The 21,067-nt window shown below is 66.9% G+C and carries 22 protein-coding genes and 1 pseudogene; 8 read left to right on the top strand and 15 right to left on the bottom strand.

Annotated features, from left to right (window positions below):
* The 10 genes from BTO20_RS22175 to BTO20_RS22130 all read right to left on the bottom strand — a co-directional run bounded on the left by BTO20_RS22175 (position 1) and on the right by BTO20_RS22130 (position 8,300).
* Positions 1 to 477, bottom strand: coding sequence for a hydrogenase maturation protease (locus BTO20_RS22175; RefSeq protein ID WP_087082488.1), 477 nt, complete (start codon positions 475 to 477; stop codon positions 1 to 3).
* An 8-nt stretch (positions 478 to 485) separates the two neighbouring features.
* Positions 486 to 605 carry a DUF6893 family small protein gene (locus BTO20_RS41390; protein ID WP_087078286.1) on the bottom strand — a complete coding sequence of 40 codons (120 nt, stop codon included), beginning with the start codon at positions 603 to 605 and terminating at the stop codon, positions 486 to 488.
* An 11-nt stretch (positions 606 to 616) separates the two neighbouring features.
* Complete coding sequence (locus tag BTO20_RS22165) at positions 617 to 1,939, bottom strand: hypothetical protein (protein ID WP_087078285.1); 1,323 nt, start codon at positions 1,937 to 1,939, stop codon at positions 617 to 619.
* Complete coding sequence (locus BTO20_RS22160; protein ID WP_087078284.1) at positions 1,936 to 2,592, bottom strand: DUF6084 family protein; 657 nt, start codon at positions 2,590 to 2,592, stop codon at positions 1,936 to 1,938. Before BTO20_RS22160 ends, BTO20_RS22165 begins: the two co-directional genes overlap by 4 nt.
* A complete protein-coding gene (locus tag BTO20_RS22155; RefSeq protein ID WP_087078283.1) occupies positions 2,589 to 3,221 on the bottom strand; it encodes a DUF5947 family protein in 633 nt (210 codons plus the stop codon). Before BTO20_RS22155 ends, BTO20_RS22160 begins: the two co-directional genes overlap by 4 nt.
* Entirely contained in the window at positions 3,218 to 4,117 is a 900-nt protein-coding gene (locus BTO20_RS22150; protein WP_087078282.1) for a NifU family protein, read from the bottom strand. Before BTO20_RS22150 ends, BTO20_RS22155 begins: the two co-directional genes overlap by 4 nt.
* Before the next feature lie 3 nt (positions 4,118 to 4,120).
* Positions 4,121 to 5,917 carry a nickel-dependent hydrogenase large subunit gene (locus BTO20_RS22145; RefSeq protein WP_087078281.1) on the bottom strand — a complete coding sequence of 599 codons (1,797 nt, stop codon included), beginning with the start codon at positions 5,915 to 5,917 and terminating at the stop codon, positions 4,121 to 4,123.
* Between the two features lie 103 nt (positions 5,918 to 6,020).
* On the bottom strand, positions 6,021 to 7,076 hold the full coding sequence (locus BTO20_RS22140) for an NADH-quinone oxidoreductase subunit B family protein (protein ID WP_064946420.1): 1,056 nt from the start codon (positions 7,074 to 7,076) through the stop codon (positions 6,021 to 6,023).
* A gap of 89 nt (positions 7,077 to 7,165) precedes the next feature.
* Entirely contained in the window at positions 7,166 to 7,969 is an 804-nt protein-coding gene (gene hypB / locus BTO20_RS22135) for a hydrogenase nickel incorporation protein HypB (protein WP_087078280.1), read from the bottom strand.
* A gap of 1 nt (position 7,970) precedes the next feature.
* Complete coding sequence (locus BTO20_RS22130) at positions 7,971 to 8,300, bottom strand: hydrogenase maturation nickel metallochaperone HypA/HybF (RefSeq protein WP_087078279.1); 330 nt, start codon at positions 8,298 to 8,300, stop codon at positions 7,971 to 7,973.
* Between the two features lie 195 nt (positions 8,301 to 8,495).
* Between BTO20_RS22130 and recA the strand changes: the two genes are divergently transcribed.
* Both recA and recX read left to right on the top strand, forming a co-directional pair.
* Positions 8,496 to 9,542, top strand: coding sequence for a recombinase RecA (gene recA, locus BTO20_RS22125; protein WP_087078278.1), 1,047 nt, complete (start codon positions 8,496 to 8,498; stop codon positions 9,540 to 9,542).
* Positions 9,511 to 10,071, top strand: coding sequence for a recombination regulator RecX (gene recX / locus BTO20_RS22120; RefSeq protein WP_087078277.1), 561 nt, complete (start codon positions 9,511 to 9,513; stop codon positions 10,069 to 10,071). Before recA ends, recX begins: the two co-directional genes overlap by 32 nt.
* An 11-nt stretch (positions 10,072 to 10,082) precedes the next feature.
* On the opposite strand, the gene BTO20_RS22115 is transcribed toward recX, so the two are convergent.
* The 4 genes and pseudogenes from BTO20_RS22115 to BTO20_RS22105 form a co-directional block, all read right to left on the bottom strand.
* Positions 10,083 to 10,979 carry an amino acid ABC transporter permease gene (locus BTO20_RS22115; RefSeq protein WP_087078276.1) on the bottom strand — a complete coding sequence of 299 codons (897 nt, stop codon included), beginning with the start codon at positions 10,977 to 10,979 and terminating at the stop codon, positions 10,083 to 10,085.
* A 31-nt stretch (positions 10,980 to 11,010) separates the two neighbouring features.
* Complete coding sequence (locus BTO20_RS40665; protein WP_232491256.1) at positions 11,011 to 11,661, bottom strand: amino acid ABC transporter permease; 651 nt, start codon at positions 11,659 to 11,661, stop codon at positions 11,011 to 11,013.
* A gap of 60 nt (positions 11,662 to 11,721) precedes the next feature.
* A pseudogene (locus BTO20_RS40660) lies at positions 11,722 to 12,534 on the bottom strand (glutamate ABC transporter substrate-binding protein); the annotation flags it as partial.
* A gap of 14 nt (positions 12,535 to 12,548) precedes the next feature.
* Positions 12,549 to 13,277 carry an amino acid ABC transporter ATP-binding protein gene (locus BTO20_RS22105; protein WP_198344551.1) on the bottom strand — a complete coding sequence of 243 codons (729 nt, stop codon included), beginning with the start codon at positions 13,275 to 13,277 and terminating at the stop codon, positions 12,549 to 12,551.
* A gap of 81 nt (positions 13,278 to 13,358) precedes the next feature.
* Between BTO20_RS22105 and miaB the strand changes: the two genes are divergently transcribed.
* Positions 13,359 to 14,936 carry a tRNA (N6-isopentenyl adenosine(37)-C2)-methylthiotransferase MiaB gene (miaB, locus tag BTO20_RS22100; RefSeq protein ID WP_087078274.1) on the top strand — a complete coding sequence of 526 codons (1,578 nt, stop codon included), beginning with the start codon at positions 13,359 to 13,361 and terminating at the stop codon, positions 14,934 to 14,936.
* Positions 14,924 to 15,520 carry an Rv2732c family membrane protein gene (locus BTO20_RS22095; protein ID WP_087078273.1) on the top strand — a complete coding sequence of 199 codons (597 nt, stop codon included), beginning with the start codon at positions 14,924 to 14,926 and terminating at the stop codon, positions 15,518 to 15,520. Before miaB ends, BTO20_RS22095 begins: the two co-directional genes overlap by 13 nt.
* A gap of 29 nt (positions 15,521 to 15,549) precedes the next feature.
* Here BTO20_RS22095 and BTO20_RS22090 read toward each other — a convergent pair whose 3' ends face one another.
* Complete coding sequence (locus BTO20_RS22090; protein ID WP_087078272.1) at positions 15,550 to 16,872, bottom strand: DUF349 domain-containing protein; 1,323 nt, start codon at positions 16,870 to 16,872, stop codon at positions 15,550 to 15,552.
* 231 nt (positions 16,873 to 17,103) lie between these two features.
* On the opposite strand from BTO20_RS22090, the gene BTO20_RS22085 reads away from it, so the two are divergent.
* From BTO20_RS22085 to hflX, 4 genes are read left to right on the top strand one after another with little or no spacing between them, the layout of a single operon-like run.
* The gene (locus BTO20_RS22085) at positions 17,104 to 17,790 is read left to right on the top strand and encodes a class III extradiol ring-cleavage dioxygenase family protein (RefSeq protein WP_198344020.1); all 687 of its coding nucleotides are present in this window, start codon (positions 17,104 to 17,106) and stop codon (positions 17,788 to 17,790) included.
* Positions 17,787 to 18,692 (top strand): tRNA (adenosine(37)-N6)-dimethylallyltransferase MiaA, encoded by a 906-nt coding sequence (gene miaA / locus BTO20_RS22080; protein ID WP_087082484.1) that lies wholly within the window; start codon positions 17,787 to 17,789, stop codon positions 18,690 to 18,692. The genes BTO20_RS22085 and miaA overlap by 4 nt, the downstream gene beginning before the upstream one ends.
* 4 nt (positions 18,693 to 18,696) lie before the next feature.
* Complete coding sequence (dapF, locus tag BTO20_RS22075) at positions 18,697 to 19,563, top strand: diaminopimelate epimerase (RefSeq protein WP_087078270.1); 867 nt, start codon at positions 18,697 to 18,699, stop codon at positions 19,561 to 19,563.
* 45 nt (positions 19,564 to 19,608) lie between these two features.
* Positions 19,609 to 21,009: a GTPase HflX gene (gene hflX / locus BTO20_RS22070; protein ID WP_087078269.1), complete on the top strand. Its 1,401-nt coding sequence runs from the start codon at positions 19,609 to 19,611 to the stop codon at positions 21,007 to 21,009.
* Positions 21,010 to 21,067: the final 58 nt, after the last annotated feature.

Raw genomic sequence — 21,067 nt, 5'->3', positions numbered from 1 at the left:
TCAGACCTCCCGGTTCGCGAGGCGGGCCGTCGCGGCTTCGATCGCCGCGACCGCATGGGGAATCGCTGCTGTCACACTGTCGGACAGGCCGATGCCGTCGGCGACTGTTTCGACTTCGCAGCCGATCACCACCGTGTAGGGCGGTGCGCCGCCGAGCGCGGTGAGACCGGCGAACACCGCCGCCGGGTCCATCGCGTGAGCATCCAGACCGGCCGGGCCGGGCAGACCTGCGAAGTCGGCTTCGAACACGTGCAGTGTCCCCGGTGATCCCTGGCACGGGAGCGCGTCGACCAGGATCAGGGCATCCCAGTCGTCGAGCAGGTCGTACGCCAGATGCATGCCGCCGATCCCGTAGTCGCGCATGCGGATTCGCGCGTCGTCGGCATGTCGGGGGACATGCCTGATCACCTCGGGCCCGAATCCGTCGTCTCCGAGGAAGATGTTGCCGATACCGGCTACCAGTACTCCGGACGTGATGTCACCGGCTACATGCGACGCATCTTCAGGTAACGCTGCGCATCGGGAATCGACCTCAGGCCGACCACTGCTCCGGCGGCCACGACAGCCGCCACGACCACGACGGCGATCCAACCCACGACTTCCATTGCGACTCCTCTCATTGCACCAACGGTTCGACTTCATCGGGTGAGAAGTACAGGTAGCGGCCATACCATTCGTGAAGGTCGGCGGCCGGATCGTCGTCGAGCACGACGCCCAGATGGTGCTCGCCGTCGACATCCTCGTGCACCGACGTCACATGCGCGATCTTGTCGACGAAGAACAGGTCCTGGGCGTCGGCGCGGCGCGACGGGTGCAGCCGGACGCGGCTGCCTCGACTCACCCGCACCCCATTGACCAGTACAGCATCGACGGCAGGGTCGACCGCGCCGTCGGCAAGGGGATCCCACCACTCGATGCCGTCGGGCAGTTCCGGGATGAGTCCCGGTTCGCCGGAAGCATGTGGATTGCGCAGCACGCCATGCAGATTGAGCATCGCCTCGGGCGACATCGACTCGCACCGGTCGATGATGTGCGCGGCGCGCGGGTCGGTCGCGCGGGCCTGCGCCTTCTCCTGGTCGGTCATCGTCATGATCCGCAGGGTGAGGATCTCGTCGATCTCGGTCGAGTCGTAGAGCGTGCCCCCACTTTGCTCGGCGATCTCGGGATGGTCGTAGAGGATGATCGGTGACACCAGCATGAGCCGGCTTTCCTCGGGTGGGCCGGCCAGGACGGGAAAGCAGCGCTGATGCTTGCATCTGGACGCAGCCGCGCTCGCGTCTGCGGGCGGGTCCAGCAGAGAGACGAATTCGCCGTCGGCGACAGACAGTACAAGATGGGTTCCGATCAACGACACCGCGATGGCGTCGTCCTTGCTCGACGCGGGCGCCGCGGTGTTTGTGATGGACAGGCTCAGCCGTAGTAGCCCGTCGTCGGGCTCGCACGCGACGGTAAGCTCCCCGCGTAGCTCGCGTCGCGACCGCACCAACCGTCCGCCTTCGAGATATTCGATGTCGGCGCCCGGTCGAACCGCCACATGGCATGTCTGTGCCGCGCCGAGCTCGGCCAGATCGAACGGGCCGAACTGGATTTCGTGTTCGATCGCCTCATCCCACGTGAGCCACACTCCGTGTGCGGTCACCAGCTCGTCGACTGCTTCGAACCGCTGCCCGGAGCAGCGACGCTCGGCGGTGCGGCGCTGCAGTTGGAGGAACCGAACAACGACCGAAACCTCCGGGCGGTCGTGCGGACGGACGAGCAGCTGGGTCGACAGCACGCTGTCCTCCCCGATCCCGGTCCGGGCTGCGCCAGTGGGGCCCAACACGCCGAATTGCCAGCGGGACTGGTTCTTCTGCGAGTCGGCCCGATAGGGATACAACAGGTAGCCCTCGTAGAGGACCGCGTCGGCGACCGCCCGTACCTGTTCCCAATCGGCGCTCATGAAATTTCCTGCCGGGACAACAGCGAGGTGATGGTCTCGTCGAAGGACAGCAGACCATGTCGGGACTTGTAGGCGGCCAGGTCCGTGAGTGTGTCGTGCCTCAGGCGCAGCCAACCGGTGTTCGGGAAGTGTTGTGCGACCAGGTTCTGCCATATCGCGACCGGCATGTCGAACCGGTCCTCACGGTCCCATGGCACCTGGGTGACGGCGAAGCCGCGCGATCCACGGGTGAATACGGTGCCGCTGAACAGGAACTGCAGCGGGATGGTTCCGCCGCGCAAGGCGTGCAGGTACTTAGCGGCGGCCACCTCGAAGTCGTAGGTGCATTCGAGTGCGAGCCCGACCTGGGTGGTGCCGGTGAACCCGGGCACCATGGCGGTGGCGTGCTGCCACAAGAAGGTGCGCTGGGTGGTGTTCCAGCGTTCGCGCGGGCCGAAAAGGTCCAGCAGACCGGTGGCCTCGTCGTCGCGGTAGCCGCGCCGCATGGGTTCGATGCGGACCTGACAACGCAGTGCCAGCGCATGGACGGGGTCGTCACCGATCGCCGCCACGCCGATGCGCGCGGTGAGAATCGGTGTCACCGCATAGGGTTCGGGGCTGACCTCAAGGACGGCGAAGGTCAGCTCCGTCGCCTGCGGCGTCGGGCCGGTCACGGTGGCACCACCCGGCTGCGGTGAGCGAGTGCGCCGAAGTACTCGCCGATGTAGCGGCGGACGTCTTGCCCACCGTCGAATCCGCGCCACAGCAACCGTATTCGGCCGACGAACTCGTAGCACGAGTCGATGGGGACGACGTAGCACTCAGGTTCCAGGGAATCGTCGTCGGGCAGGCGGATCAGCAACGCCTCGGTATCGGCGGCAGGCAGGCCCAGCCTGGGGTCAAGGTCGACCATCGTGTTCCAGGCGTCCAGATCGAGTTCGGATTCGGTGGCGCCCGCCGGGCCCGGGTAGAACGCGACGATCCGGCCGAGTGCGGAGTTGCGGAAGAAGAACGCCAGACCGACGGGAATCTGCAGGGCTTCCCAATCCGCCCTGCTGACAGCACAATCGGGAAACACCAGATAGCGGTCGGGGACCGCGCGGTACCGCAGCTGTGCCTCACTGTCGGTGAACAGCAGGTAACAGCCGCGGCATACGCACATCAGTTGGCGGCCTTCGACATTGACCACGTGCTGGTGTTCGTCGGTGATGGGCTCCGAGCACATCTCGCACTGCTCACCGGGCTCCTCCGGTGCACCGCGGCCCGCACGGATCCGGGCCAGTACGTCCAACGGGCTGTTCACGTCATGGCTTCCTGCGCGATCGCCATCGACGGCACGCCGTCTCGCCTCAACACCGGGACGGGCTCGAGGTGCTGATCGCTGCCGTCATCCTGCGCACGACCAGCGTGAACCGCGTCGAAACCGCAACCGCAGTGCGGGCACGTCAACACCGTGCCGGTCAGTGTCGCCCCCGCCATCCCATGAGTGCAGACCGGACAGCGATCGCGGTACCCGAAGAGTTCGTCGTCGATGCGGCACACGAGCACCGAAGTGCCTGCGACGGCGAAACCGCCCACCTCTGCTGGCATCAGGTCGTCGAGTGCGGGCACGGGATGCCAGGTGGCGGATCGCTGTCCGTTGGTGTGCACGCGGGCCAGCAGCGACTGTGCGGGTATCAGCTGACGAGCGTCGCCGTCGGGCACCACCTCGATCGAAGAGACTTCGGGCGCGGCGTTCTTGACCGCGTCCTCGATGGCCAATTCGAGAGTGGCCGCCGAGGACGGGCAACTCTTGCAGCTTCCGCTGAACCGTAGCCGGACCACCGGCCCGTCGACTTCGAGCAGGTCGACATCGCCGCCATGCGATCCGAGGTAGGGGCGGACCCGGTCGAGCGCGTCGGCGATCCTCCGCTCGACCGGATGCGGATGCAGGCCGTGGACGAGCAGCAGACTGGCCACCAGATCGTCGCCTGCCACCGCTTCGACCATCGCCGGATCCGCGGCGACGATCGTCAAGATCCGTTGCAGCCCGGCGCCGTACAGGTCGGTCACCTCGCGTACGAGCCGTTCGGCACGATCCAGTGCCGCAGCCCCGCCGGCGGCGCTGGCGTCCAGGAGATTCTGTATTCGGTCGCCTGCCGAGCGCCAGTGCGCTACGTCATCGGGTTCGTCGTGGACCGGCGTTACGGCGGGCGTCATGTGTCAGTCCACGGTGGCTGACTGGGTGGGGGAGTGCATGAGCTCCAAGGACTTTCCGTTCCCGAGGTACATGTGTACGCCACACGGCAGGCAGGGGTCGAAGCTACGCACCGTGCGCATGACGTCGATGCCCTTGAAGTGCTCCCGATCGTTCTCCTCGAAGATCGGTTGGTCCTGCACCGCATCCTCGTATGGCCCCGGAGTGCCGTAGCTGTCGCGCGGACTCGCGTTCCACGGCGTCGGCGGATAGGGGTGGTAATTGGCGATCTTGCCGTCCCGGATCACCATGTGGTGGCTCAGCACCCCGCGGACCGCTTCGGTGAAGCCGCAACCGATGGCCTCGTCGGGCACATCGAATTTCTCCCACGTCTTGGTGCGGCCGGCTCGGATTTCCGCCAACGCCTGCTCGGCGAAGTGCAGCGCGCATGCCGCGGCGTAGGCCTGGAAGTAGGTGCGGGCTCGGTTGCGCTCGATGGTGTTGCTGCCCTTGTCCGGAATCTTCCATTCGAACTCGACCGGACCCTTCAGCGCGGTCTTCGGCAGGTTGATCTGGACGCTGCGGCCGGTCGCCTTGACATACCCGATGTCGACGAGACCCGCGAGCGCCGTCGACCACAGCCGCGCCAACGGACCACCGCCGGTGTCCAGCGCCAGGTGATCTTTGCCGTCGTACCAGCGCGGGGACATCACCCAGCTGTAGCTCTCGTCGAAATCGCGCTTCTGGGGCTTGGGGTTGGTGTGTTGGTTCCAGGGGTGGCGGCGGTCGACGGGGTTGCCGAGCGGATCGGTCTTGACGAACATCTCCTGATCGGACCAATCATCATAATAACTGTGTCCCAACAGGATTCGGATTCCGAGGTTGATGTCCACCAGTGAGTGGGTGACGAGTTTGCCGTCGACCACCACGCCGGGTGTGACGAACATGGCGTCGCCCCAACGCTCCATGTCCTTGTAGGCGAAATTGCACACCTCGGGATCCTGGAAAGACCCCCAGCAACCGAGCAGGGTGCGGCGCAGACCGACCTGGTCATAGCCCGGCAGGGCCTCGTAGAAGAAATCGAACAGATCGTCGTGCATCGGCACGACCTTCTTCATGAACTCGACGTAACGCATCAGCCGGGTCATGTAGTCGGTCATCAGCTGCACCGTCGCGGTCGTGCCGATACCGCCGGGATACAGCGTCGACGGGTGGACGTGGCGACCTTCCATGAGGCAGAACATCTCTCGCGTCCACCTGCTGACCTGCAGGGCCTCCCGGTAGAACTCGCCGGTGAACGGGTTGAGGGCCCGCATGATGTCGGCGATGGTGCGGTGGCCGTGCGCGTCGGCATGCGGTGCGGCAGTGTTCTCAGCCTTGGCCAGCACGCTGGGATTGGTCTCGGACACCATCTTCTCGCAGTAGTCCACGCCCACCAGGTTCTCCTGGAAGATGTTGTGGTCGAACATGTATTCCGCGGCCTCGCCGAGGTTCACCAGCCATTCGCCGAGATGCGGTGGCTTGACCCCGTAGGCCATGTTCTGGCAATAGCATGAGCAGGTGGCGTGGTTGTCGCCGCAGATACCGCAGATGCGACTGGTGATGAAATGTGCGTCGCGCGGGTCCTTGCCCTTCATGAAGATCGAGTAGCCGCGGAATATCGATGAGGTGCTGTGGCATTCGACGACTTCGCGGTTCTCGAAGTCGATCTTGGTGTAGATGCCGAGGCTGCCGACGATGCGCGTGATCGGGTCCCATGCCATCTCCACCAGTTGGCCGGGTTCGCGCTTGATGTGTGACGGCTCGGGGATGATGGTTGTCATCGAACTTCTCTTTCAAGTGGGCAGATAAAGCCAGGAATGCCAACTGTTCCCGTATTCCGGCGGGAGATTGACGGGTCGGGGCCACGGTGCCCCGACCCCGCATCTACCAGGTGCGAGTAGCTCCGGTCTCCAGCGTCGTACCGCGATGGCGCCACTTGGGCTCCTTGTCGACGGTGCGGCCGGTGACGTGGCGCAAGCTGCGGATCACCGACCCGTAGAGCCCGGATGCTGTCGTGGACACCTTGCCGCCTGGTGGTTCGTCCATGAACGGCATGAACTTGTCCGGGAAGCCCGGCATGGTGCACCCGATGCAGATGCCGCCGACGTTGGGGCAACCGCCGATCCCGTTGATCCAACCGCGCTTGGGTACGTTGCACTTGACCACGGGTCCCCAACACCCAAGTTTCACAATGCATTTCGGTGACCCGTATTCGGTTGCGAAGTCGCCTTGCTCGTAGTAGCCGGCGCGGTCACAGCCTTCGTGGACGGTGTTGCCGAACAGCCATGTGGGTCGGAGCGCGTCATCCAACGGGATCATGGGCGCCTGGTCGGTGGCCATGTACAGCAGGTAGGTCAGGGTCTCGGCGAGGTTGTCCGGTTGGATCGGGCAACCCGGCACACAGACGATCGGGATGCCGGCCTTGCTCTTCCAGTCCCAGCCGAGATAGTCGGGAACCCCCATGGCGCCGGTCGGATTGCCCGCCATCGCATGGATGCCACCGTAGGTGGCGCAGGTTCCGACCGCGACGACGGCCGTGGCCTTGGGGGTCAGCCGATCCAGCCATTCGCTGGTGGTCATCGGCTGGTTGGTCGCCGGGTCGTTGCCGAACCCGCACCAGTAACCCTCGCTCTTGATCTGTTCGTTGGGAATGGAGCCCTCGACAACGAGGACGAACGGATCGAGTTCCCCTCTGTCGGCTTTGAAGAACCACGCGAGGAAATCATCGGCACCGCCGGCCGGGCCACATTCGAAGTCGATCAAGGGCCAGTGGACGGCGATTTTCGGTAGACCGGGAAGGGCTCCGAGGGCAATTTCTTCGATGCTCGGTTGAGTGGCGGCAGTCAACGCCACCGAGTCACCATCACAACTCAATCCGGCGTTGATCCACAGCACATGGATCAGTGCCTCTTCCGCTTTGACCGCTGCCTCTGTTGGCATACGTCACGGCTTCCTTGGGGCCCGGGCTGGGAGTCCCAAACTCTGATCTAGACGCTCACCGGCTTCTTCAGGGCGCCTGAAATCTGGGTCTACTCCTGGGAGTTCATGTTGTCAACGGCCGACGCTGACGTCACGGTTTTTGCGCAGGTGTCAATCCAGGAGTACCACTGCTCGAGGCCGTCCCCGCGCGTCGCTGACACCGGCAGGATGTCAACCCCGGAATTGACGGATCGAGCTCTGCTACAACATGTTTCGATGTCGAAATCCACGTAGGGCATGAGGTCGATCTTGTTGATGAGGACCAGGTCCGCGACCGCGAACATGTAAGGGTATTTCAATGGTTTGTCGGCCCCCTCGGTTACCGAGACAACGACGATTTTGTTGCGTTCACCAAGGTCGAACAGGGCCGGGCAGACCAGGTTTCCGACGTTCTCGATGAACAGCACCGAATCGGGCTCGGGATCGAGCGCGTCGAGGGCCCCGCGGACCATGCTCGCGTCCAGATGACAGCCGGCCCCGGTGTTGACCTGAACCGAGCGTGCGCCCGCGGACCTGATCCGGTCGGCGTCGAGCAAGGTCTCCTGATCTCCTTCGAGCACCGCGATGGGCCGACGGGCCCCGTACTCGCGGACGGTGCGCTCGAGGAGAGTGGTCTTGCCCGCCCCCGGCGAACTCGTCACGTTGAGGGCCAGGATGCCGCGGCGGGCGAGCCACCGGCGATTCTCTTCGGCGACGAGGTCGTTCTTGGCGAGCACTTTCTGTTCGAGCGTGACGGTCTCGGTGTGCTCGCCGTGAGGGTGGTGGTGCTCATGAGGATGGTGGTGGTCGTTGCCGGGGATGGTGATCATCGGGCCGTCGTGGCCATCGTCGCCGCAACCGCAGGTGGCGCACATGTCAACTCACTTCCATCGAGAGGATGCGTAGATCCCGCCCGGCGGTCACCTCGACGTCGGCGCTGCCGCACCGGCAGAGCAGGATCAGGTCGGGAAGTTCGAAATCGGTCCCGCAGCCGCGGCAGTGTGCCGTGCCCGGTTGGATGTCGAGGTCCAGTCGGGCGCCGTCGGCGACCGTGCCCTTGGTCACCAGGTCGAAGCAGAACAGCATGGAGTCCGGGACGACTGCGCACAGCGCTCCGACTTCGAGTCGCACACTGCATATCCGACGACCGGCGGCGTGTTCACACACCGCGTCGACAACGCTCTGGGTTATCGCCAACTCGTGCATCGCTGCCCCGTTCGGGCCGGATCTCCTCACGATATGCCTGAATCGCCGTAACCACGGCGTGTCCACTTGAATCGAACAGGTGTTCGTCTACTGTGGGTTGCAGTTCGACTGAGCTGACTTGTCGGTGGCCTGCTCTAGCGTCACGGCCAACCGATCGGAACACCGGTCAACACGACTACTTGGAGAGGCACCACCATGGCGCAGCAAGCCCCTGATCGCGAAAAAGCCCTCGAGCTGGCGATGGCGCAGATCGACAAGAATTTCGGCAAAGGTTCGGTGATGCGCCTCGGTGAGGAGGTTCGTCAGCCGATCTCGGTGATCCCCACCGGATCGATCTCGCTGGATGTGGCGCTCGGCATCGGCGGCCTGCCGCGTGGCAGGGTTGTCGAGATCTACGGCCCGGAATCCTCGGGTAAGACCACGGTGGCGCTGCACGCGGTGGCCAACGCCCAGGCCGCAGGTGGTATCGCGGCGTTCATCGACGCCGAGCACGCACTGGATCCCGAGTACGCCAAGAAGCTCGGGGTAGACACCGACTCGCTGCTGGTGTCCCAGCCCGACACCGGTGAGCAGGCGCTGGAGATCGCCGACATGCTGGTCCGCTCCGGCGCGCTGGACATCCTGGTGATCGACTCGGTGGCCGCCCTGGTGCCTCGCGCCGAGATCGAGGGCGAGATGGGTGACAGCCATGTCGGCCTGCAGGCCCGCCTGATGAGCCAGGCGTTGCGGAAGATGACCGGCGCGCTGAACAACTCGGGCACCACCGCCATCTTCATCAACCAGCTCCGCGAGAAGATCGGCGTGATGTTCGGTTCGCCCGAAACCACCACGGGCGGTAAGGCTTTGAAGTTCTACGCCTCGGTCCGGCTGGACGTCCGCCGCATCGAGACCCTCAAGGACGGCACCGACGCGGTCGGTAACCGCACCCGCGTCAAGGTCGTCAAGAACAAGGTCTCGCCGCCGTTCAAGCAGGCCGAGTTCGACATCCTCTACGGCCACGGCATCAGCCGTGAAGGCTCGCTCATCGACATGGGTGTCGAGCACGGCTTCATCCGTAAGTCCGGGTCCTGGTTCACCTACGACGGTGAGCAGCTGGGGCAGGGCAAGGAGAATGCTCGAAAGTTCTTGCTGGAGAACGTCAACGTCGCCAACGAGATCGAGAAGAAGATCAAGGAGAAGCTCGGTATCGGCGCCGATGTGTCTGTGGATGATGACGCACTTCCCGCCCCGGTCGACTTCTGAGTCGGCTGACGACACCCGCGAAGAGCAGACGCAGGATCCCCGCAAGCGCGAGGAGCAGGCGCGTGACGTGTGTCTGCGTCTGCTCACTGTGCGGGCACGCACCCGCGCCGAGCTGGAGGGTCAGCTCGCCAAGCGTGGCTATCCCGACGAGGTGAGCGCCGCAGTCCTCGACCGGCTCGCTGACGTCGGGTTGGTCGATGACGAGGACTTCGCCGAACAGTGGGTTCGGACGCGGCATGCCAACTCCGGTAAAGGCAAGCGCGCCTTGGCCGTCGAGCTTCGCAAGAAGGGCGTCGACGGCGAGGTCATCTCGGCTGCGCTGGCCGACCTCGACCCGGCCGCCGAACGTCAACGTGCCGAGCAGCTGGTACGCGACAAGCTGCGCCGGGAACGGCTGGGCGATGACGACGATGTGAAGGTGACCCGCCGGCTGGTCGGCATGCTGGCCCGCCGCGGCTACAGCCAGTCGATGGCCTTCGATGTGGTCAGCGTCGAGTTGGCCAGCGAGCGGGAGCGCCGCCGCGTATAGCGCGGCCGGCGCTAATCCCGCTGGTCCTGCAACACCACGGCGCCGGGGGCGCCCTCCTGCTCGACGGCCTCGGCACGCATGGGCGCAGGCCCGCGAGTCGACCGTCGCAGCCGGCGTTCCAGCCGGGTCGCCAACGCCGACAGCGCGAAGTTCACGGTGATCATCAGCACCGCGATCACGATCAGCGCGGGAATGTAGTTGCCGTACGCCGAACCGACGACGGTGCCCTGACGCACCATTTCCACGAACGTGATCTGGTAGCCGATCGCCGTGTCCTTCAGCACCACCACCATCTGCGACACCAGCACCGGCAGCATCGAGGTGATGGCCTGGGGCAGCAGGATCGACCGCATGGTCTGGCCCCACGTCAGCCCCAGAGCCGACGCCGCCTCGGCCTGGCCCCGTGGCAACGCGTGGACGCCCGCCCGCACGATCTCGGCGATCACCGCGCCGTTGTAGAGCGTCAGGCCCGTCACCACACCCGCCAGCGCCAATTGCTTGGACGGGAACACGTCGTACATCGCGTACAGGGCGTAGCTGAACAGCATCATGATCAGCACCGGTACGGCCCGGAAGAACTCGACGACCACCGCACACACCCACCGCAGTGGACCGATCGGCGACAGCCGACCGACGCCGAGCACACATCCGAGCACGAGCGCCAGCACGATCGACAACACCGCCGCGGTCAGCGTGCCCTGCACACCCGGCAACACGTACGTCGTCCACAGGCCGCCGGTCAGGAACGGCTTCCATTTCTCCGCCGTGAGCTGGCCCGCATCGCCGAACCGCCACACCACCGCGACCGCCGCGACCAACACGACGGCCACCGTCACGACGGCGGTCACAAGATTGCGCGCCCGGGCCCGCGGACCCGGGGCGTCGTAGAGAACTGACGATTCACTCATCTGCGTTGTCCGTTCTTCGCGCGAGCGCTCATCACCGCACCACCGCCCAGCGTTTCCCGAGCCAGCCGAACAACAACCCCAATGGCAGGGTGAGCACCAGGAACCCGGCGGCGAAGATGCTGCCGACCGCCATCAGGGCCGCCGTGTTCTCGATCATCTCCTTCATCAGCAGCGCCGCCTCGGCCACACCGATCGCCGAGGCGATGGTGGTGTTCTTGACCAGGGCGATCAGCACCGAACCCAGTGGGATGATCACCGCGCGGAAAGCCTGCGGCAACAAGATGATTCGGAGGTTCTGTCCGAAACTCAGCCCGAGCGAGCGGGCGGCCTCGGCCTGGCCGATGGGCACGGTGTTGACGCCGGACCGCAGCGTCTCGCACACGAACGACGCGGTGTACACGGTCAGACCGAGAACCGCCAGCCGGAACCCGCTGTCGGCGATGGATGTCGGGGAGTTCGGATCGGTCAGCGTGATGTGCAACGTCGTCCCGATGCCGAGCGAGCAGAAGATGAGGATCAGCGTCAGCGGCGTATTGCGCACCACGTTGACGTAGGCCGCGCCCAACCACCGCATCACCGGCACCGGGGACAGCCGCATCGCGGCCAGCAGTGTGCCGAGCAGCAGTGCCCCGATCGCCGAGTACACGGTGAGCTTGATCGTGGTCCAGAACGCCGAGACCATCTGCCCGCTGTACTTGCCGAGGTTCAGGCCGGTCTCGCCGGCTTCCGTGCCGGTCGAGGTGTCCAGTGGTGGCGGCGCGGGGGTGGCGATACCGGCCGGCCCGAGGTTCCGCTCGAACGCGGCCTGCCAGGCCCCGTCCTGCTGCATCTTGATGATGGCCTTGTTGATCTTGGTCTGCAGCGTGGTGTCGCCCTTGCGCAGGCCGATGCCGTACTTCTCTACCGAGAACGGCTTGCCGACGACCTTGAAGGCGCCGGGGAACTGCGCGGCGAAGCCTGCCAGGATCACCTCGTCGGTGCTCAGCGCGTCGATGGCGCCCGTGCGCAGCGCCTCGACACACGCCGAATAGGTGTCGTACTGCTGCAGCTGCACACCCGGGTACTTGTCCTTGATGCGCTGAGCGGGTGTCGAGCCCGTCACCGAGCACAGCTTCTTGCCGTTCTGCAGCGACTCGACGCCGGTGATGTCGTTGTCGTCGGCCCGCACCAGCAGGCCCTGCCCGGTGATCAGGTACGGCCCGGCGAAGCTGACCTTCTTCTTGCGGGCATCGGTGATCGAGTAGGTCGCGACGATGTAGTCGACCTGGCCGTTCTCGATCAGCGTCTCCCGCTGACCTGACGGCGCCTCTTTCCATTCGATCTGGTCGGGCTTGTAACCCAGCTCGCCGGCGACATAGGTGGCGACGTCGACGTCGAACCCGGCCATCGAGCCGTCGGGTTTCTTGACTGCCAGGCCGGGCTGGTCGAACTTGGTGCCGATGACGAGTTTGTTGCTGTCGCTGCCGCAGCCGGAGGCGATGAACGGCAACGCGACGGCCAGCAGGGCGAGGATGATCAGGCGTAGCGGCCGGGTGCGGCGAGTGCGAGTGGGCATCTGATCGTCGCCCATCAGTGGTCGAGGATCTTGCCGAGGAAGTCCTTGGCCCGGTCGGACTTCGGATTGGTGAAGAACTCCTCGGGCGCCGCGTCCTCGACGACCGCGCCGTCGGCCATGAACACCACCCGGTGTGACGCGCGGCGGGCGAAGCCCATCTCGTGGGTGACCACCACCATGGTCATGCCTTCGCCGGCCAGGTCGGTCATCACGGCCAGCACCTCGTTGATCATCTCCGGATCGAGCGCGCTGGTCGGCTCGTCGAACAACATCACCTTCGGATGCATGGCCAGCGAGCGGGCGATCGCCACGCGTTGCTGCTGCCCGCCGGACAACTGGGCCGGATACTTGTCGGCCTGACTGGCGACGCCGACCCGCTCCAGCAGGGTCATCGCCTCCTTGCGGGTTTTCTCCTTGTCGGCCTTGCGCACCTTGATGGGGGCGAGCGTGACGTTCTCGAGGATCGTCTTGTGCGCGAACAGGTTGAACGACTGGAACACCATGCCGACGTCGGAGCGCAGCTGGGCCAGCTTGCGGCCTTCGGCGGGGAGGGGGTCGCCGTCGATGGTGATGGTTCCGGTGTCGATGGGTTCGAGCCGGTTGATGGTGCGACACAGTGTCGACTTGCCGGAGCCCGAAGGTCCCAGCACGACGACGACTTGTCCGCGTTGCACTTCGAGGTTGATGTCCTTGAGGACATGGAGGGCGCCGAAATGTTTGTTGACGCCCTGGATCGAGATCATCGGGACCGAGGTCGCGGTGGCCATGGGTGCAGACCCTACCCAGGGAACGCTCAGCTTGGGGCGTATCTGCGTCCCCGTAACATGTTCGTCGTGACTTCCACGGTGGCGCGCGGCGCTCAGGCACCCCATGAGGGGGCGGCCGACGTGCGTACCTACCAGGTCCGTACGTACGGCTGCCAGATGAATGTGCACGATTCGGAACGACTGTCGGGGCTGCTCGAATCGGCTGGTTATCGGCGTGCCGCCGACGACGCCGAGGCTGACATCGTCGTGTTCAACACGTGCGCGGTGCGGGAGAACGCCGACAACAAGCTGTACGGAAACCTCAGTCACCTGGCTCCGCGCAAGCAGTCCGATCCGAACATGCAGATCGCCGTCGGTGGCTGCCTGGCGCAGAAGGACCGTGACACGGTGCTGAAGAAGGCGCCGTGGGTCGACGTGGTCTTCGGAACCCACAACATCGGTTCACTGCCGACGCTGCTCGAACGTGCCCGGCACAATCGCGAAGCCCAGGTCGAAATCGTCGAAGCGCTCCAGGAATTCCCTTCGACCTTGCCTGCAGCCCGCGAATCCGCTTATGCGGCATGGGTTTCCATCTCGGTGGGCTGCAACAACACGTGCACCTTCTGCATCGTCCCCGCCTTGCGCGGCAAAGAGGTGGACCGCAGGCCCGGCGACATCCTGGCCGAGGTGCAGTCGCTGGTCGACCAGGGTGTGCTCGAAATCACGCTGCTGGGCCAGAACGTCAACGCCTACGGTGTGTCGTTTTCGGACGAGCGCTTGCGCGAGGACCCGACAACGCCGCCCGAGCTGCCGCGCGATCGCACCGCGTTCTCGAAACTGCTGCGGGCCTGCGGCAGCATCGACGGACTGGAGCGGGTGCGGTTCACCTCGCCGCACCCGGCCGAGTTCACCGACGACGTCATCGAGGCGATGGCCCAGACGCCGAATGTGTGCCCGACGCTGCACATGCCGTTGCAGTCGGGTTCGGACCGCATCCTCAAGGCGATGCGCCGCTCCTACCGGGCCGAGCGTTATCTGGGCATCATCGACAAGGTGCGGGCCGCGATCCCGCACGCGGCGATCACCACCGACATCATCGTCGGGTTCCCGGGTGAAACCGAGGAGGACTTCCAGGCCACCCTCGACGTCGTCGAGCGGGCCCGGTTCGCAAGCGCATTCACCTTCCAGTACTCGATCCGACCCGGCACCCCGGCCGCCACCATGCCCGACCAGCTCCCCAAACACGTTGTCACCGAGCGTTATGCGCGCCTGATCGAATTGCAGGAGCGAATCTCGCTGCAGGACAACCAAGCTCAGGTCGGCCGCACCGTCGAGCTGCTGGTCGCCACCGGCGAGGGCCGCAAAGACGCCGCAACCGCGCGGATGTCGGGACGGGCCAGGGACGGCCGGCTGGTGCACTTCACACCCGGCGGCATCGCGCCCGAGGCGATCCGGCCCGGCGACATCGTGACCACCACGGTCACCGCAGCCGCCCCGCATCATCTGATCGCCGACGCACCCGTCACGCAGCACCGGCGCACCCGCGCAGGAGACGCCCATGCGGCCGGGCAGCGGCCACGCACAGGCGTCGGCCTGGGATTGCCCCGCGTCGGCGCTCCGCCTGTCCAACCCCCATCGGGAGGATGCAGCTGTTGACCGACGAGCACTTCGACCAGTTCAAGGGTGACCTCGACGCCGTCGAACGCAAGATGGCCCGGGAATTCGACCCGGGCAGCCGGGCGGTGGTGGTGGCGATCCTGGTGTTCGTCGTGCTGCTGTCGTTCGTGCTGCCGCACACCGGATCGAGCAAGGGTTTCGACGTGCTGGTCGGTGACGCCAAGGCAGTCGCAGACGGCATCTCCCTGCCGTCGCGGGTGTTCACCTGGATGGCCCTGGTCTTCGCTGTGGGTTTCTCCACGCTGGCGCTGTTGACGCGGCGGTGGGCCCTGGCCTGGATCGCGCTCGCCGGGACCGCGGTGGCCAGCGCCACGGGCATGCTGGCGGTGTGGTCGCGGCAGACCGCCGTGCACCATGCCGGCCCCGGTATCGGGTTGATCATGGCGTGGATCGCGGTGATCGTGCTGACCTTCCACTGGGCGCGGGTGGTGTGGTCTCGGACGGCAGTCCAGCTGGCCGCTGAGGAAGAGCGTCGCCGCGCCGCCGCCAAGCGACACCAGCGTGGCCTGCTCGACGACATCAAGGACGACAAGCCGACCGATCCCGACAACCCGGACGCCTGACGGCGTAACCGGGTCGGGGACTTTCTGGCCTAGCGGCGCTTGCCCAGCGATTCCGCGGCGGCGTCGGCCCACTGGCGCCACTGCTCGGCGCTGGCGCGGGCCGCCTCGGCCTCCTTGGTCCGGCCCGCGGCCTCAGCCTTCTGCGCCTGCTTCTCGAACTGCTCGACACGGCTACGGAACTGGTCAGCGCGGGCCTGGGCCTCCGGATCGACGCCGCCGGTGGGTGCATCGCGGATCTTCTTCTCGATCACCCGCAGCCGACGTTCCAGCTCGGCGCTGCGTTCGCGGGGCACCTTGCCGATCGCGTCCCACTTGTCGCCGATCGTGCGCAGTGCTGCCCGGGCGGCGTCGAGATCGGCCGTGTCGAGCTTCTCTGCCTCGGCCAGCAACGCTTCCTTGGCCACGGCGTTGGCCTCCAGTTCGGCGTCCCGCTCGGCATGGGCCGCGTTGCGGGCGGAGAAGAACACGTCCTGGGCGGCCTTGAACCGCTGCCACAACGCGTCGTCGACGTCCTTGGCCGCGCGACCGACGGCCTTCCACTGGTTCAGCAGCTCGCGGAACGCCGCGCCGGTGGCACCCCAGTCGGTGGAGTCGGCCAACTGCTCGGCCTTCTCACACAGCTCTTCCTTGGCTTGCCGGGCGCTGGCCCGGCCGCGGTCGAGTTCGGCGAAATGCGAGCCACGCCGCCGGTTGAACGTCTCGCGTGCCGCCGAGTAACGCTTCCACAGCGCGTCGTCGACCTTGCGGTCCAACCCCGTGATCGAGCGCCACTCGTCGAGAATCTCCCGAAGCCGGTCGCCTGCGGCCTTCCACTGGGTGGCGTTGGCGGCCAGGTCTTCGGCCTCGGCGGCCAGCGCCTCCTTGCGGGCGGTCTGCGCGGCGCGATGCTCGTCGCGCTGCGCCCGTTCGGTCGCCGCGGCCGAGTCCGCCTGGTCGAGGATGGCCGTCAGCCGGGCGCTCAAGGCATCGACGTCGCCGAGAACCGCTGCGGTGGGCAGGGTTTCGGCCAACGAAGCTGCGGCGGATTTGATCTTGCGGGCATCGCCGGTGCCGGAGGACAGCCGGTGTTCGAGCAGCGCCACCTCGGTGTGCAGATCGTCGAAGCGGCGGCCGAAATGTGCGAAGGCCGACTCGTTGTCGCCTGCCTGCCAGGATCCGATGACGCGTTCGCCGGATCCGGTGATCAGCCACACCGTGCCGTCGTCGTCCACGCGGCCGAACCGGTGCGGATCGCTCGTCGGTGCGACGGGAACGACCGGTGCAGCGGTGGTGGTGGGGTGGGGGACGGGGCGCGGTGGCCCGGGCCGGGGGCTGGGTTTGGGGGTGTGCTCGCCAGGCTGGCTGGTTGTCATATCGGCTCCTCGTACTTCCCCGCGGTCTACCCGCGCATCTGCCGCGCGACGCGGCGCCCGATAGCTGTCAGTTTCGAACGCTATTCAAGCAGGTCGGCTTGTGTCCTGCCCATGCCTTTCGGGTCAATGGGCTGACAAACTCGCTGTCGGCACCCCCGCACACGGGGTGACTAGGACCGATGGGCGGCCCTACGGGCCGGTGCGGTGGTGCCTGCGCACTAGTTTGGTGTGGTGCTGAGCGCCATCGCGATCGTTCCGTCGGCACCTGTCCTGGTGCCCGAGCTCATGGGTGCGGCCGCCGCTGAACTGACCGACCTGCGGGCTGCGGTTGTCGCGGCGGCGCAGACACTGCCCGCGCGCTGGGTGGCCGTCGGCGTCGGCGACACCGACACCGTCATCGGCCCGGAGGGGGCGGGGACGTTCGCCGGATACGGCGTCGACGTGGCGGTCGCGCTGGGACCTGGTGGCCCGCACCCACCCACGGAACTCCCGCTCAGCGCGCTCGTCGCCGGTTGGATCAGAGGACACGCGAGTCCCGGCGCCGCCGCCGAAATGCGCGTGTACGCCGACTCCCATTCGGCTGACGCGGCCCAGGCCCGCGGGCGCCGGCTGCGCGCGCTGATCGACGACGCGGTAGACCCGGTCGGGGTGCTGGTGGTCGCCGACGGCGCGTCCACCCTCACCTCGAGCGCACCGGGCGGCTATGACCCGGAGTCCGGCGCGATCCAGTCGGCCCTCGACGCTGCGTTGGCAGCAGGCGATGCCGCGGCTCTGCTTCGGCTGCCCGAGTCGATCGTGGGCCGGGTCGCCTATCAGGTGCTGGCCGGGCTCACCGAGCCTGCGCCCGCCGGGTCACGTGAGCTCTACCGCGGCGCGCCCTATGGCGTCGGATACTTCGCGGGGGTGTGGCAGCCGTGAGGCCGATCGCCGTCATCGGGCCGACCGGAACCGGCAAGTCTGCGTTGGCATTGGCCCTGGCCGAACGGCTCGGCGGCGAGATCGTGAACGCCGACGCCATGCAGCTCTATCGCGGCATGGATATCGGCACCGCGAAGCTGACCGTCACCGAACGCCGCGGCATCCCGCATCACCAGCTCGACGTGCTCGAGGTGACCGAGACCGCCACCGTTGCCCGCTACCAGCAGGCTGCGGCGGCCGACGTCGAAGCCATCGCGGCGCGCGGCGCGGTGCCCATCATCGTGGGCGGCTCGATGCTCTACATCCAGTCGCTGCTGGACGAGTGGGCGTTTCCGGCCACCGACGCAGCGGTGCGAGCGCGGTGGGAGGAGCGGTTGGCCGAGGTCGGAGTGGCGGCCCTGCACGCCGAGCTGACCGCGGTCGATCCCGCGGCGGGCGCGTCGATCCTGCCCACCGACGGCAGACGGATCGTGCGGGCGCTGGAGGTGGTGGAGCTGACCGGACAGCCGTTCGCGGCCTCCGCGCCGCGCATCGGGACACCCCGCTGGGACACCGCGATCATCGGATTGGACTGGGCCACCGAGGTTCTCGACGAGCGGCTGGCGCAGCGCACCGACAAGATGTTCGCCGACGGTCTGGTCGACGAGGTCCGGGCGCTGCGCGAGCGGGGTTTGCGCGATGGTGTCACGGCCGCGCGGGCGCTGGGGTACGCACAGGTGCTGGCCGACCTCGACGCCGGCGGAGACGGCTCGGCCGCTGCGGAGCCGACGTTCATCGGCACCCGCCGCTACGTGCGCAGGCAGCGGTCCTGGTTCCGCAGGGATCACCGGGTGGCCTGGCTGGACGGGGCCTCCGACCGGGCGGTCGAGGACGCCGAGCGGATCTGGCGACACGTATCCTGATCAGGTGATCTTCGCCAAGGGGCACGGCACCCAGAACGATTTCGTGGTGCTGCCCGACCTCGATGCGCGCCTGTCGCTGCAGCCCGGCGCGGTGGCCGCGCTGTGCGACCGCCGACGCGGCCTGGGCGCCGACGGCGTGCTGCGGGTGACCACGGCGGGTGCCGCCCTGGCCGCAGGCGTGTTCGACCGGTTGCCCGACGGTGTCGCGGCCGGCGACTGGTACATGGACTACCGCAATGCCGACGGGTCCATCGCGCAGATGTGCGGCAACGGCGTCCGTGTGTTCGCGCACTACCTGAAGGCCTCGGGCCTGGAGACCGCCGACGAGTTCGTGGTCGGCTCGCTGGCGGGGCCGCGCCCGGTGGTGCTGCACCACGCCGACGCCGACACGGCCGAGGTCACCGTCGAGATGGGCAAGGCCAACCGGTTCGGCACCGGCTCGGCCGTTGTCGGCGGCCGCAGCTTCACCGGCCTGGCCGTCGACGTGGGCAATCCGCATCTGGCCTGCGTGGGGATTGACGAGGCCGAGCTGGCCGCCCTGGACGTGGGTGCGCCGGTGTCGTTCGATTCCGGGTTGTTTCCCGATGGTGTCAACGTCGAGATCCTGACCGCACCGGTCGACGGCGCGGTGAGCATGCGCGTGCATGAACGCGGTGTCGGCGAGACCCGGTCGTGCGGCACCGGAACCGTCGCCGCAACGGTGGCCGCGCTGGCGAACCGGGGCGCCGAGACGGGGACCCTGCAGGTGCGCATCCCCGGCGGCCAGGTGTCGGTGACCATCACCGAATCCAGCAGCTACCTGCGTGGTCCGTCGGTCCTGGTGGCCCACGGGGAACTGTCCGAGGCCTGGTGGCACACTGCACACGCGTAATTGGGGTGCGCGCCGGGCGGCCGGCGTGACAATCTGGAAGTACATATGACGTATCCACAGACGCCCAGCACCGGCGAACTCGCCCTCCAGGATCGCGCCTCACTGCGCCGCGTCGCCGGGCTATCCACCGAACTCACCGACGTCTCCGAGGTCGAATACCGCCAGCTACGGCTCGAGCGGGTCGTGCTCGTCGGCGTCTGGACCGACGGCACCTCGGCCGACGCCGACGCCAGCCTGGCCGAGTTGGCGGCCCTGGCCGAGACCGCGGGCTCAGAGGTTCTCGAAGGCCTCATCCAGCGCCGGGACAAGCCCGATCCGTCCACCTACATCGGCTCGGGCAAGGCCGCCGAACTGCGCGAGGTCGTCCTCGCCACCGGAGCCGACACCGTGATCTGCGACGGCGAGCTCTCCCCGGCACAGCTGAACTCCCTGGAAAAGGTGGTCAAGGTCAAGGTCATCGACCGCACCGCGCTGATCCTCGACATCTTCGCGCAGCACGCGACCAGCCGTGAGGGCAAGGCCCAGGTGTCGCTGGCCCAGATGGAATACATGCTTCCGCGACTGCGCGGCTGGGGCGAATCGATGTCCCGGCAGGCCGGCGGTCGGGCCGGCGGTGCGGGCGGCGGCGTCGGCACCCGTGGTCCGGGCGAGACCAAGATCGAGACCGACCGGCGGCGGATCCGCGAGCGCATGTCCAAGCTGCGTCGCGAGATTCGCGACATGAAGAAGGTCCGCGACACCCAGCGCAGCCGCAGGCTGACCTCCGACGTCGCGTCGGTGGCGATCGTCGGCTACACCAACGCCGGTAAGTCGAGCCTGCTCAACGCCTTGACGGGGGCCGGGGTGCTGGTGGAGAACGCGTTGTTCGCGACCCTCGAACCCACTTCGCGCCGTGGGGAATTCGACGACGGGCGGCCGTTCGTGCTGACCGACACCGTCGGCTTCGTGCGGCACCTACCCACGCAGTTGGTGGAGGCGTTCCGGTCCACCCTCGAAGAGGTCGTCGACGCCGACCTGCTCGTGCACGTGGTCGACGGCTCCGATGCGAATCCGCTGGCCCAGATCAGCGCGGTGCGGCAGGTGATCGGCGAGGTGATCGCCGAACACGACGGGCGACGGGCACCGGAACTGTTGGTGGTCAACAAGATCGATGCCACCGGCGACCTGGAACTGGCCCAGCTGCGCCGAGCCCTGCCCGACGCCGTGTTCGTCTCGGCGCACTCCGGTGACGGGCTGGACCGGCTGCGGCAGCGGATGGGGGAGTTGGTCGAGCCGACCGACACCATGGTCGACGTGACCATCCCGTACGAGCGCGGCGATCTGGTCGCCAAGCTGCACGCCGAGGGCCGCATCGACGCCACCGAACACGGCGCCGACGGCACCAGGATCAAAGCGCGCGTGCCGATCCCGTTGGCGGCCAGCCTCGGCGAGTTCGCCACCTTCTGACGCCGAGCAGACGCTGAGGTATCCCGACACGCCGTGTTTGAGGTACCGCGACGTCTGC

Source organism: Mycobacterium dioxanotrophicus (genome assembly GCF_002157835.1).
GTDB classification, from domain to species: domain Bacteria; phylum Actinomycetota; class Actinomycetes; order Mycobacteriales; family Mycobacteriaceae; genus Mycobacterium; species Mycobacterium dioxanotrophicus.
Note: the sequence above shows the minus strand (reverse complement) of the source record. Positions and strands in the feature narration are given on the sequence as shown.

What these genes read in the sequence shown, in the direction of transcription:
- BTO20_RS41390 (WP_087078286.1), bottom strand. Translation starts at nt 605, where the DNA reads ATGGAAGTCGTGGGTTGGATCGCCGTCGTGGTCGTGGCGGCTGTCGTG.
- BTO20_RS22165 (WP_087078285.1), bottom strand. Translation starts at nt 1,939, where the DNA reads ATGAGCGCCGATTGGGAACAGGTACGGGCGGTCGCCGACGCGGTCCTC.
- BTO20_RS22150 (WP_087078282.1), bottom strand. Translation starts at nt 4,117, where the DNA reads ATGACGCCCGCCGTAACGCCGGTCCACGACGAACCCGATGACGTAGCG.
- BTO20_RS22145 (WP_087078281.1), bottom strand. Translation starts at nt 5,917, where the DNA reads ATGACAACCATCATCCCCGAGCCGTCACACATCAAGCGCGAACCCGGC.
- BTO20_RS22140 (WP_064946420.1), bottom strand. Translation starts at nt 7,076, where the DNA reads ATGCCAACAGAGGCAGCGGTCAAAGCGGAAGAGGCACTGATCCATGTG.
- hypB (WP_087078280.1), bottom strand. Translation starts at nt 7,969, where the DNA reads ATGTGCGCCACCTGCGGTTGCGGCGACGATGGCCACGACGGCCCGATG.
- BTO20_RS22130 (WP_087078279.1), bottom strand. Translation starts at nt 8,300, where the DNA reads ATGCACGAGTTGGCGATAACCCAGAGCGTTGTCGACGCGGTGTGTGAA.
- recA (WP_087078278.1), top strand. Translation starts at nt 8,496, where the DNA reads ATGGCGCAGCAAGCCCCTGATCGCGAAAAAGCCCTCGAGCTGGCGATG.
- recX (WP_087078277.1), top strand. Translation starts at nt 9,511, where the DNA reads ATGACGCACTTCCCGCCCCGGTCGACTTCTGAGTCGGCTGACGACACC.
- BTO20_RS22115 (WP_087078276.1), bottom strand. Translation starts at nt 10,979, where the DNA reads ATGAGTGAATCGTCAGTTCTCTACGACGCCCCGGGTCCGCGGGCCCGG.
- BTO20_RS40665 (WP_232491256.1), bottom strand. Translation starts at nt 11,661, where the DNA reads ATGGTCTCGGCGTTCTGGACCACGATCAAGCTCACCGTGTACTCGGCG.
- BTO20_RS22105 (WP_198344551.1), bottom strand. Translation starts at nt 13,277, where the DNA reads ATGATCTCGATCCAGGGCGTCAACAAACATTTCGGCGCCCTCCATGTC.
- miaB (WP_087078274.1), top strand. Translation starts at nt 13,359, where the DNA reads ATGTTCGTCGTGACTTCCACGGTGGCGCGCGGCGCTCAGGCACCCCAT.
- BTO20_RS22095 (WP_087078273.1), top strand. Translation starts at nt 14,924, where the DNA reads ATGCAGCTGTTGACCGACGAGCACTTCGACCAGTTCAAGGGTGACCTC.
- BTO20_RS22090 (WP_087078272.1), bottom strand. Translation starts at nt 16,872, where the DNA reads ATGACAACCAGCCAGCCTGGCGAGCACACCCCCAAACCCAGCCCCCGG.
- hflX (WP_087078269.1), top strand. Translation starts at nt 19,609, where the DNA reads ATGACGTATCCACAGACGCCCAGCACCGGCGAACTCGCCCTCCAGGAT.